The sequence below is a fragment of the Bradyrhizobium sp. Unk1 genome (assembly GCF_059512345.1).
The window spans coordinates 52,323-63,634 of the sequence record NZ_JCAMOP010000047.1 but is presented as its reverse complement, the minus strand read 5'-3'; the positions used below and the strand labels follow the sequence as shown (position 1 = coordinate 63,634).

Sequence of the window (11,312 nt, the reverse complement as noted above, 5' to 3'; positions counted from 1 at the left end):
CCCAGAGTTTTCGCCGTCGCGTAGAGATTGGCCCCATCGATGAAGAGCGCGATCTTGTTAGTGGCAGAAGGTGACATTCAGTTTGCTCGCGTAGCGTTCGTGATTGATCGTTTATTGTTGGCGCGGCGACAGCAAGCCGCGCAGTCTTATGGTGCCGCCGAAACCCGTCGAAACCGCAAATCCGGAGAAGTCGTGGCAATCAAGGTATAGTTATGGCGGACCTGCATACGCCCGGTGCCGCCCTCAATGGCAGCCCGGCAAACCACCCATCCCAGCCCCAATGTGGGGGTAGCAGAGCCGTTTGGCGAGGCCAAATCACAAATTGGCCTTGCGAAATCGCCCTGTCCCCTATAACTAGCCCCAATCATCCACATATTTCGTCCCACCCACAACGGAGCGACAGTCCATGGCTCGCGTCACCGTAGAAGATTGTATCGACAAGGTCGACAACCGGTTTGACCTGGTCCTGCTGGCCGCCCACCGGGCCCGCATGATTTCGTCCGGTTCACAACTAACGGTTGACCGCGATAACGACAAGAACCCCGTTGTGTCTTTGCGCGAAATTGCGGACGAAACCATCTCGCCGGAGGACCTCCGCGAGGAGCTGGTCCACTCGCTCCAGAAATTCGTCGAGGTCGACGAGCCCGAGCCCGATACGGTCCCGCTGATCGGTTCCGCCGGTGCCAGCGTCGATGCCGACGATACCGAAGTTGCCGTTGAGCGCATGACCGAAGAGGAGCTCCTGAAGGGCCTCGAGGGCCTCGCGCCGCCGGAAGAACAGCCCGAGGAGGACGAGTAATCGTCCCGTCGCAGTCGTCGACTTCTTGTGATCTTATCAAAGGCCCGAACCCGTGTTCGGGCCTTTGCTTTTGTTGGCGTTTTCGTGGTTACCATAGCGTTGCCGCATCGCGTTGCTTGCCTGTCACCGAATTGATCGGACGCACGCGCGATCGGGGCTAAGATGTATGCAACGGGCGGCTGATGGTCCGTTTGAAGGCAGGATGGCATGGTGTATCGGCGCCCGAGACAAACGCAGATGCTGGCCGCAACCGAATCGGTTGCCGTGGCCCCGACTGCGCCGGTGGGGCGCCCGGCCAAGCCCCGCGCGCGGATGATGCGTCAATATGACCTCGTCGAGCGCGTCAGGTCCTACAATCCCAATACCAACGAAGACCTGCTGAACCGCGCCTATGTCTACGCCATGAAGGCGCACGGCTCGCAGACCCGTGCCTCGGGCGATCCCTATTTCTCGCACCCGCTCGAAGTGGCGGCGATTCTCACCGATCTGAAGCTCGACGATGCCACCATCGTGGCCGCGCTGCTGCACGACACGATCGAGGACACCGAGGCGACGCGTGCCGAGATCGACCAGATCTTCGGGCCCGAGATCGGCGCGCTGGTCGAGGGCCTGACCAAGCTGAAGCGGCTGGAACTGGTGTCGCGCGAGGCCAAGCAGGCCGAGAACCTGCGCAAATTGTTGCTGGCCATTGCCGACGACGTCCGCGTTCTGCTGGTCAAGCTCGCCGACCGCCTGCACAACATGCGTACGCTGGACTTCGTGCCGACGGAGTCGCGACGGCGCATTGCCGAGGAGACGCTCGACATCTATGCGCCGCTGGCCGGGCGCATGGGCATGCAGGAAATGCGCGAGGAGCTGGAGGATTTGTCCTTCCGCACCCTCGATCCGGAAGCCTATTCGGTGGTGATGCAGCGGCTCGACGCGCTCGCCGAGCGCAACCGCAACCTGATCGGCGAAATCGAGGACCAGCTCTCCAACAATCTGCGCCACCGGGGGCTGGGCGCGCGGGTCTATGGCCGCCGCAAGAAGCCGTTCTCGATCTGGACCAAGATGGAGCGCAAGTCGGTCGGCTTCGAGCAATTGTCCGACATCTTCGGCTTCCGCCTCGTCGTCAACGACATCGAGGCCTGCTATCGCGCGCTCGGCATCGTCCACACCACCTGGCCGGTCGTGCCCGGGCGTTTCAAGGACTACATCTCGACGCCGAAGCAGAACGACTACCGCTCGATCCACACCACCGTGATCGGCCCCGGCAACCAGCGCGTCGAGCTGCAGATCCGTACCGAGGCGATGGACCAGATCGCCGAGCGCGGCATCGCCGCACACGTGTTCTACAAGGAAGACGTGGGCTCGCCGACCGAGTTTCTCAAGCGCGAGTCCAATGCGTTCGCCTGGTTGCGCCACACCATCGGCATCCTCTCGGAGAGCGCCAACCCCGAGGAATTCCTCGAGCACACCAAGCTCGAGCTGTTCCACGACCAGGTGTTCTGCTTCACCCCGAAGGGCAAGCTGATCGCGCTGCCTCGCCATGCCAATGTGATCGACTTCGCCTATGCCGTGCACACCGACGTCGGCAACAGCGCCGTCGGCTGCAAGATCAACGGCCAGTTCGCGCCGCTGTCCTCGGAGCTCCAGAACGGCGACGAGGTCGAGGTGCTGACCTCGGAGGCGCAAGCGGCGCCGCCGTCGGCCTGGGAAACGCTCGCGGTCACCGGCAAGGCGCGCGCCGCGATCCGCCGCGCCACCAGGACCGCGGTGCGTGACCAATATGTCGGTCTCGGCCGGCGCATCGTCGAGCGCCTGTTCGAGCGCGCCAAAATCGAATACGCCGACGACAAGCTCAAGGGCGCGCTGCCGCGGCTGGCGCGCACCTCGATCGAGGACGTCATGGCGGCGGTCGGCCGTGGCGAGATCAAGGCCTCCCACGTCGCGCGTGCGATGTATCCCGACTACAAGGAGGAGCGGATCGCGCGCTACGGCGTCAAGAAGGGGCTCGCCGCCAAGCTCAAGGAGAAGTCGTCGGAGCCGCCTCGCAGCCCGGTCGCGATCCCGATCCGCGGCATCAATTCCGACCTGCCGATCAAGTTCGCGCCGAACGGCGGCGCGGTGCCCGGGGACCGCATCGTCGGCATCGTCACGCCGGGCGAGGGGATCACGATCTACCCGATCCAGGCGCCGGCCCTCAAGGATTTCGAGGAGGAGCCGGAGCGCTGGCTCGACGTGCGCTGGGACATCGAGGACTCCGCCCCGCAGCGCTTCCCGGCCCGCATCAAGGTCGAGAACGTCAACGAGCCCGGCGCGCTGGCGCAGATCGCGACCGTGATCGCCGAGCACGACGGCAACATCGACAACATCAGCATGCAGCGCCGCTCGCCCGACTTCACCGAGACGACGATCGATCTCGAAGTCTACGATCTGAAGCATTTGAGCGCGATCCTCGCCCAGTTGCGCGCGAAGGCGGTCGTTGCCCGCGTCGAACGTGTTAATGGATAGACGCCTTTCGTATGCGTCCGTCCCCCCGATTTCGTGAGTCCTGAAATGCCCGCATCTCCGCTCCGCCTCGGCGTCAATATCGACCATGTCGCGACCGTCCGTAACGCGCGCGGCGGCCGCCATCCCGATCCGGTGCGCGCCGCGCTGCTCGCGATCGAGGCCGGCGCTGATGGCATCACCGCGCATCTGCGCGAGGATCGCCGCCACATCCGCGACGAGGACATGGCGCGGCTGAAGGCCGAGATCTCCAAGCCGCTGAATTTCGAGATGGCGGCGACCGACGACATGATGCGCATCTCGCTCGCGACCAAGCCGCACGCGGTGTGCCTCGTGCCGGAGCGCCGCCAGGAGGTGACGACCGAAGGCGGCCTCGACGTCGTCGGCCAGCACAATGCGCTGGCGCCCTACATCGCACGCCTGAACGATGCGGGCATCCGGGTTTCGCTGTTCATCGCCGCCGACCCCGCGCAGATCGAGATGGCGGCACGGTTGCGCGCGCCCGTGATCGAGATCCACACGGGGGCCTGGTGCGACGCCGTCGTCGACGGCCACACCGGGAAGGCCGAGGCGGAATGGCAGCGGATCGTGGCAGGGGTGAAACTGGCCAAGGAAGCGGGGCTCGAGGTTCATGCGGGCCATGGGCTCGACTATGCGACGGCGGAGACGATCGCGGCGCTGCCGGAGCTCATGGAGCTGAACATCGGCTACTACATGATCGGCGAGGCGCTGTTCGTCGGGCTCGCCGAGACGGTGCGCAGCATGCGCGCCGCGATGGACCGCGGCCGGAGCCGGGCATGATCATCGGCATCGGCTCCGACCTGATCGACATCACCCGCGTCGGCAAGGTGATCGAGCGCCATGGCGAGCGTTTCCTCGACCGCATCTTCACCGCGGCCGAGCGGGCCAAGGCGGAGCGGCGCGCCAAGAGCGAGAAGATGGTGGTCGCGACCTACGCCAAGCGTTTTGCCGCCAAGGAGGCCTGCTCGAAGGCGCTCGGCACCGGTATCCGGAACGGTGTCTGGTGGCGCGACATGGGGGTGGTCAACCTGCCGGGCGGGCGGCCGACCATGCAATTGACGGGCGGGGCGCTGGCCCGGCTCCAGGCCCTGACGCCCGAGGGGTTCGAGGCGAAGATCGACCTGTCGATCACCGACGACTGGCCGCTGGCGCAGGCCTTCGTCATCATTTCCGCCGTGCCGCTGGCCAAGCCCTGACCGTTAGCGGGCTGTTTTTATAATTCATATTATAAATCAATGTCTTATGCAGTTTTGATGCGATCCTTGATTGCGTGGCCCCCGACAACCGTCTAAAAGTCCGCGGACGCAAATCAGCCTGGGCGAATTCGGCTTTACGCCGGAATTGGCCCTCATTATCAGAATCAGGACAATCTCCTTGGGCCGCGAAGCGATGGGCTGTTCGCGGTAGGAGGGCGCACTGTGATCGCCTGCCGGAATTGAGAGAGCAATGAGCGTGACTTCGGGAACGAAAACTGAAAGCGGCGTCGGCGAAACGATCCGCGTCGTGATCCATGCTCTCCTGATTGCGCTCGTGATCCGCACGTTCCTGTTCCAGCCGTTCAACATTCCGTCCGGCTCGATGAAGGCGACGCTGCTGGTCGGCGACTATCTGTTCGTCTCGAAATATTCCTACGGCTATAGCCACTACTCGATCCCGTTCTCGCCGCCGCTGTTCTCGGGGCGGATCTGGGGCTCGGACCCGAACCGCGGCGACATCGTCGTGTTCCGCCTGCCGAAGGACGACTCCACCGATTACATCAAGCGCGTCATCGGCCTTCCCGGCGACCGCGTCCAGATGAAGGATGGGCTGCTCTACATCAACGACACTCCGGTCGAGCGGCAGCGCATGAGCGAATTTGTCGGCGAGGATCCCTGCGGCTCCGAAGGCGGGGGCATCTCGCGGGTGAAGCGCTGGAAGGAAACGCTGCCGAACGGCGTGTCCTATGAGACGCTGGACTGCGCCGACAACGGCTACATGGACAACACCAACGTCTACAACGTGCCGCCGGGCCATTTCTTCATGATGGGCGACAACCGCGACAACTCCACCGACAGCCGTTTCCTCGGCCAGGTCGGCTACGTGCCGCAGGAGAATTTGATCGGCCGCGCCCAGATGATCTTCTTTTCCATCGCCGAAGGCGAGCACGCCTGGATGTTCTGGCGCTGGCCTTGGGCTGTTCGCTGGAACCGTTTCTTCAAAATCGTCCGATGAAAGACGAAGCCAAGGACATCCCGATCCAATCGACCGAGCCCGCGGCGGGCGCCGACGGCGAAGCTGCGACCAAGACGCTTGCGACCAAGACGCCTGAAACCAAAACACATGAAACCAAGACGCCTGCAAAGAAGAAGCGGGTGCGGAGCAGCAAGGCCAAGGGCTCGGATGCGAACGCGGCGCTCGAGGCGCGCATCGGCCACAGCTTTGCCGATCCGAATCTGCTGATGCAGGCGATCACGCATGTCTCGGCGCTGAAGTCCGGGCGCAAGCGCGGCGACAGCTATCAGCGGCTGGAATTCCTAGGCGACCATGTGCTGGGGCTCGTCGTCTCCGACATGCTCTATCACGCCTTTCCGAATGCCGACGAGGGCGAGCTGTCCAAGCGACTTGCCGAACTGGTGCGCAAGGAGAGCTGCGCCGACGTTGCCAAGTCGCTCGGTCTGCTCGACGACGTCAAGCTCGGTTCGGTCGGGCCGAGCGCCGATGCCCGCCTGCGCAAGAGCGTGCTCGGCGACATCTGCGAGGCCGTGATCGGCGCCGTCTTCCTCGACGGCGGCTACGCGTCGGCGGCGGAATTCGTCAGGCGCAACTGGACTGAACGCATGCACAAGCCGCGGCGTCCCTTGCGCGATCCCAAGACCGTGCTGCAGGAATGGGCGCAGGGGAAGGGGCTGCCGACGCCGGTTTACCGCGAGGTCGAGCGCACCGGCCCGCATCACGATCCGCAGTTCCGCGTTGCGGTGGATCTGCCGGGATTGGCGCCGGCCGAAGGCATCGGTGGCAGCAAGCGTGCAGCGGAGAAGGTGGCGGCTTCAGTGATGATCGAACGTGAAGGTGTTGGCGGCGGCAATGACGGCTGAACCAAGCGGCGAGGCGCCCTCCGCAACGCGCTGCGGCTTCGTTGCGCTGATCGGCGCGCCGAATGTCGGAAAATCCACGCTGGTCAATGCGCTGGTCGGGGCCAAGGTCACGATCGTCTCGCGCAAGGTGCAGACCACGCGCGCGCTGATCCGCGGCATCGTCATCGAGGACAACGCGCAGATCATCCTGGTCGACACGCCGGGCATCTTCCTGCCCAAGCGCCGGCTCGACCGCGCCATGGTCTCGACGGCCTGGAGCGGGGCGCATGACGCCGACCTCGTCTGCGTGCTGCTCGACGCCAAGACCGGGATTGATGAAGAGGCCGAGGCGATCCTCACCAAGGCCGCGAGCGTCAATCACGACAAGATCTTGGTCATCAACAAGGTCGATCTGGTCCAGCGTGAGAAGCTGCTGGCGCTGGCGCAAGCCGCCAACGAGCGCATGGCCTTTGCAAAGACCTTCATGATCGCGGCGATCTCGGGCGACGGCGTCGACGACCTCAGGCACACGCTGGCGGAAATCGTGCCGCCGGGGCCGTTCCTCTATCCCGAAGACCAGATGTCGGACGCGCCGATGCGGCAGCTTGCGGCCGAGATCACGCGCGAGAAGATCTATCGCAAGCTGCATCAGGAATTGCCCTACCAATCCACGGTCGAGACCGACAAGTGGGAGGAGCGCAAGGATAAGTCGGTGCGCATCGAGCAGACGATCTTCGTCGAGCGCGAGAGCCAGCGCAAGATCGTGCTCGGCGCAGGCGGCGCCACCATCAAGTCGATCGGCGCGGACTCGCGCAAGGAGATCGGCGAGATCCTGGGCGTGCCGGTGCACCTGTTCCTGTTCGTCAAGGTGCGCGAAAACTGGGGTGACGATCCCGATCGCTATCGCGAGATGGGCCTGGAATTTCCCAAAGAATAACCAAGAAAAGATCGGTCACCGATGAGCGTACCCAGCAACGTCCAGCGCTTCGAAGCGCTGCTCTATGCGTCATTGATGCTGGATGCCCTGTCGGTCGCGGTGCAGGACCGCACGCCCAATGCCGAAATGACCGAGCAGATGATCATGATGGCGACCCTGCTCGCCGGCGGCATGATCGTGCTGCTGGTCTATTTCGTCTGGTTGGCTGCGCGTTGGCGCAAGAACTGGCCGCGCTGGGTGCTGGCGGCGGCCCTCGCACTGTCCGTGATCTCGCTCGGCCAGATCATCGGCGAGAAGGGCCTGGAGCTCGACGGCGTCATCGAGATCGTCTCCTGCGTGCTGACCGCGATGGGGCTGTATTTCTCCTTCACCGGCGACGCGCAGGGCTGGTTCAACGCCTAGTGCGGGGCCGTAGGGTGGGCAAAGGCGCGCCCTCGCGCGTCGTGCCCACCATAATCGTGCCGCAAATCAAATTGGTGGGCACGCTTCGCTTTGCCCACCCTACGATCGCTCGAACTGCGCTACACTTCCTACCATGGAATGGACCGACGAAGGCATCGTGCTGGGCGTGCGGCGGCATGGCGAGAGCAGCGCCATCGTCGAGCTGCTGACGCGTACGCACGGCCGGCATCTCGGCCTCGTGCGCGGTGGCGCCGGTTCGCGGATGCGACCGCTCTTGCAGCCCGGCAACAGCGTCAGCGTGGTGTGGCGGGCGCGGCTCGACGAGCATCTCGGCACCTATGCGGTTGAGGGCCTCAAGCTGCGCGCGGCGACGCTGCTGGGATCCTCCCACGGCGTCTATGGCGTCACCCATCTCGCCTCGATTGCGCGGCTGCTGCCGGAGCGCGATCCGCACGAAGACATCTTTGCGATGCTCGAACATTCGTTCGATGATTTCGACGATATCGGCAGTGCCGCCGTGCACCTCATCCATTTCGAGCTGGCGATGCTCGCCGAGCTCGGCTTTGGGCTCGCGTTGGAAAACTGTGCGGTGACCGGCGAGACCACGGACCTGATCTATGTTTCGCCGAAATCCGGCGGCGCGGTGTCGCGCGGGGCCGGCGAACCTTGGCGCGACCGGCTGTTGCGCCTGCCGCCGTTCCTGCGTCGTGGCGAGGCCGCGAGCGACCTCACCGACCAGGATCTCCAGGACGGCTTCCGGCTTACCGGCCTGTTCTTGCTGCGCCATGTGCTGGAGCCGCGCGGCCAGGGCCATTCCGACGCGCGCGCCGGCTTCATCAATGCGCTGACGCGGCAGCAGGCGAAGGCGGCGATTCCGGCGCCATGACCTGGGGGGGCCTCTGCCTTGCCTGAGGGCATGATATTCCCCGGAACCAAATCCGCCTGGTTGAATTGGCCTCGCTGGGTTCCACAACGGGGACAGCCTAAATGTTGATCAAGGGATTCGCCTTGTCGGCGGCGCTGCTTGCATTCGCGCCTGACGCGGTGGCTGGCGAGCCGCAACCGGGTGTCTTTCGCCGGGCATCCTGCACCGTGGTCCGGTATTACGTGGCGAAATATTCCGCTGCGGCCGCAGAGGCATGGGCGCGGTCCAAGGGGGCAACGGAGGCCGAAATCGAGGTCGCCCGGCGTTGCCTGACCAATGCGCCGGTCACCGCGCAAGCCAAGACCCAGCAGCCAGTGACCGCCGGCTGGGCAGGGCAATAGCCGCCCACAGGGAACCAATCGATCCTTGCCCGATTCGCTTCCACGGTTTAACCGGGCGGCATGGGAAAACGATTGATTCCGCCGGAGGAACCGGCCGAAATTCACGAGGTGCCGCTGCGTGAGGCGCTGGAAGAGCGCTATCTCGCCTATGCGCTCTCCACCATCATGCACCGCGCGCTGCCGGATGCGCGCGACGGCCTCAAGCCGGTGCACAGGCGCATCCTCTACGGCATGCGCCTGCTCAGGCTCGACCCCGGCACGGCCTTCAAGAAGTCCGCGAAGATCGTCGGCGACGTGATGGGCTCGTTCCATCCGCATGGCGACCAGGCGATCTACGACGCTATGGTCCGCCTCGCGCAGGATTTCTCCTCGCGCTACCCGCTGGTCGACGGCCAGGGCAATTTCGGCAATATCGACGGCGATAACCCGGCCGCCTACCGCTACACCGAAGCGCGCATGACCGACGTCGCGCGGCTTCTGCTCGACGGCATCGACGAGGACGGTGTCGAGTTCCGCGCCAATTACGACGGCCAGTCGAAAGAGCCGGTCGTGCTGCCCGGCGGCTTCCCGAACCTGCTTGCCAACGGAGCGCAGGGCATCGCGGTCGGCATGGCGACCTCGATCCCGCCGCACAACGCGGCCGAGCTCTGCGACGCCGCGCTGCATCTGATCGAGAAGCCCGACGCGAAGTCGAAGGCGCTGCTGAAGTGGGTGAAGGGCCCGGATTTCCCGACCGGCGGCATCTGCGTCGATTCCAAGCAGGCGATCGCTGAGGCCTATACGACCGGTCGCGGCTCGTTCCGTGTTCGCGCGCGATGGGAGCAGGAAGAGGGTACGCGCGGTACCTGGGTCGTCGTCGTCACCGAGATTCCCTTCCTGGTGCAGAAGTCGCGCCTGATCGAGAAGGTCGCCGAGCTGCTGGACCAGAAGAAGCTGCCGCTGGTCGGCGACATCAGGGACGAGTCGGCCGAAGACGTCCGCATCGTGATCGAGCCGAAGTCGAAGAACGTCGATCCCGCCCTGATGATGGAATCGTTGTTCCGGCTGACCGAGCTCGAAAACAAGATTCCGCTGAACCTCAACGTGCTGATCAAGGGCCGCATCCCCAAGGTCGTGGGGCTCGCGGAGTGCTTGCGCGAATGGCTCGACCATCTGCGCGACGTCCTGATCCGCCGGACCAACTTCCGCAAGACGCAGATCGAGCACCGGCTCGAAGTTCTGGGCGGTTTGTTGATCGCGTACTTGAACCTCGACGAGGTGATCAGGATCATCCGCACCGTGGACGAGCCGAAGCCGGCGCTGATCAAGGCGTTCAAGCTTACCGAGGTGCAGGCCGAAGCCATCCTCAACATGCGCCTGCGCAGCTTGCGCAAGCTTGAGGAAATGGAGATCCGCACCGAGGACAAGAACCTCCGCGCCGAGCTCAAGGGCATCAACGCGGTGCTCGCCTCGGAGCCGGAGCAGTGGAAGAAGGTCGGCGAGCAGGTCGGCAAGGTCCGCGATATGTTTGGACCGAAGACGCCGCTCGGCAGGCGCCGCACCACCTTTGCGGATGCGCCCGAGCATGACCTCGCCGCGATGGAGGAAGCCCTCGTCGAGCGCGAGCCGGTGACGGTCGTGGTCTCCGACAAGGGCTGGATCCGCACCATGAAGGGCCATGTCGAGGATCTCTCGGGGCTGGCCTTCAAGCAGGACGACAAGCTCGGCTTTGCCTTCTTCGCGGAGACGACCTCGAAGCTGCTGCTGTTCGCCACCAACGGCAAATTCTACTCGCTCGATGTCGCAAAGCTTCCGGGCGGTCGCGGCCATGGCGAGCCGATCCGTCTGTTCATCGACCTCGAGCAGGAGGCCGCTCCCGTCGCGCTGTTCGTCAACAAGGGCGGGCGCAAATTCCTGGTCGCGAGCCACGAGGGCCAGGGCTTCGTCGTCAACGAGGACGATTGCGTCGGCACGACCAAGAAGGGCAAGCAGGTCCTCAACGTCGACATGCCGAACGAGGCGCGCACGGTCACCGAGGTGATCGGCGACACCGTCGCGGTCATCGGCGAGAACCGCAAGATGCTGATCTTCCCGCTCGACCAAGTGCCGGAGATGGCCCGCGGTCGCGGCGTGCGGCTGCAGAAGTACAAGGACGGCGGCCTGTCCGACGTCGCCGTGTTCGAGGCCAAGGCGGCCCTGACCTGGAAGGACTCCGCCGGCCGCGAATTCTCCGCGACCATGAAGGAGCTCGCCGAGTGGCAAGGCACCCGTGCGGATGCCGGCCGCATGCCGCCGAAGGGTTTCCCGAAGTCGAACAAGTTCGGCAAGGTGATCGGGTAAGCAGGCTCGTGTCCCGGATGCGCTG

12 protein-coding genes are annotated in these 11,312 nt (G+C 64.5%); all 12 read left to right on the top strand.

Annotated elements, in window-relative coordinates; genetic code table 11:
* Window positions 1-39 precede the first annotated feature (39 nt).
* The gene (locus tag AC5ZFO_RS39475) at window positions 40-210 is read left to right on the top strand and encodes a hypothetical protein (RefSeq protein ID WP_183902822.1); all 171 of its coding nucleotides are present in this window, start codon (window positions 40-42) and stop codon (window positions 208-210) included.
* A 196-nt stretch (window positions 211-406) separates the two neighbouring features.
* Window positions 407-799: a DNA-directed RNA polymerase subunit omega gene (gene rpoZ / locus AC5ZFO_RS39470; RefSeq protein WP_014494742.1), complete on the top strand. Its 393-nt coding sequence runs from the start codon at window positions 407-409 to the stop codon at window positions 797-799.
* Window positions 800-1,006: 207 nt separating this feature from the next.
* Window positions 1,007-3,292, top strand: coding sequence for a RelA/SpoT family protein (locus tag AC5ZFO_RS39465; RefSeq protein ID WP_282525098.1), 2,286 nt, complete (start codon window positions 1,007-1,009; stop codon window positions 3,290-3,292).
* Between the two features lie 45 nt (window positions 3,293-3,337).
* Window positions 3,338-4,090, top strand: coding sequence for a pyridoxine 5'-phosphate synthase (locus AC5ZFO_RS39460; protein ID WP_282525099.1), 753 nt, complete (start codon window positions 3,338-3,340; stop codon window positions 4,088-4,090).
* Window positions 4,087-4,506, top strand: a complete 420-nt coding sequence (gene acpS, locus AC5ZFO_RS39455) for a holo-ACP synthase (RefSeq protein ID WP_014494745.1) — start codon at window positions 4,087-4,089, stop codon at window positions 4,504-4,506. The genes AC5ZFO_RS39460 and acpS overlap by 4 nt, the downstream gene beginning before the upstream one ends.
* Window positions 4,507-4,756: 250 nt before the next feature.
* Complete coding sequence (gene lepB, locus AC5ZFO_RS39450; protein ID WP_015685654.1) at window positions 4,757-5,521, top strand: signal peptidase I; 765 nt, start codon at window positions 4,757-4,759, stop codon at window positions 5,519-5,521.
* The gene (gene rnc, locus AC5ZFO_RS39445; protein ID WP_282525100.1) at window positions 5,518-6,384 is read left to right on the top strand and encodes a ribonuclease III; all 867 of its coding nucleotides are present in this window, start codon (window positions 5,518-5,520) and stop codon (window positions 6,382-6,384) included. Before lepB ends, rnc begins: the two co-directional genes overlap by 4 nt.
* Window positions 6,374-7,300 (top strand): GTPase Era, encoded by a 927-nt coding sequence (era, locus tag AC5ZFO_RS39440; RefSeq protein WP_282525101.1) that lies wholly within the window; start codon window positions 6,374-6,376, stop codon window positions 7,298-7,300. The genes rnc and era overlap by 11 nt, the downstream gene beginning before the upstream one ends.
* Window positions 7,301-7,321: 21 nt before the next feature.
* The gene (locus AC5ZFO_RS39435; RefSeq protein ID WP_282525102.1) at window positions 7,322-7,702 is read left to right on the top strand and encodes a hypothetical protein; all 381 of its coding nucleotides are present in this window, start codon (window positions 7,322-7,324) and stop codon (window positions 7,700-7,702) included.
* Between the two features lie 133 nt (window positions 7,703-7,835).
* Window positions 7,836-8,588 (top strand): DNA repair protein RecO, encoded by a 753-nt coding sequence (gene recO / locus AC5ZFO_RS39430; protein ID WP_282525103.1) that lies wholly within the window; start codon window positions 7,836-7,838, stop codon window positions 8,586-8,588.
* A 101-nt stretch (window positions 8,589-8,689) separates the two neighbouring features.
* Entirely contained in the window at window positions 8,690-8,968 is a 279-nt protein-coding gene (locus tag AC5ZFO_RS39425) for a hypothetical protein (protein ID WP_264621248.1), read from the top strand.
* A gap of 60 nt (window positions 8,969-9,028) precedes the next feature.
* Window positions 9,029-11,287 (top strand): DNA topoisomerase IV subunit A, encoded by a 2,259-nt coding sequence (gene parC, locus AC5ZFO_RS39420; RefSeq protein ID WP_496123532.1) that lies wholly within the window; start codon window positions 9,029-9,031, stop codon window positions 11,285-11,287.
* Window positions 11,288-11,312: the final 25 nt, after the last annotated feature.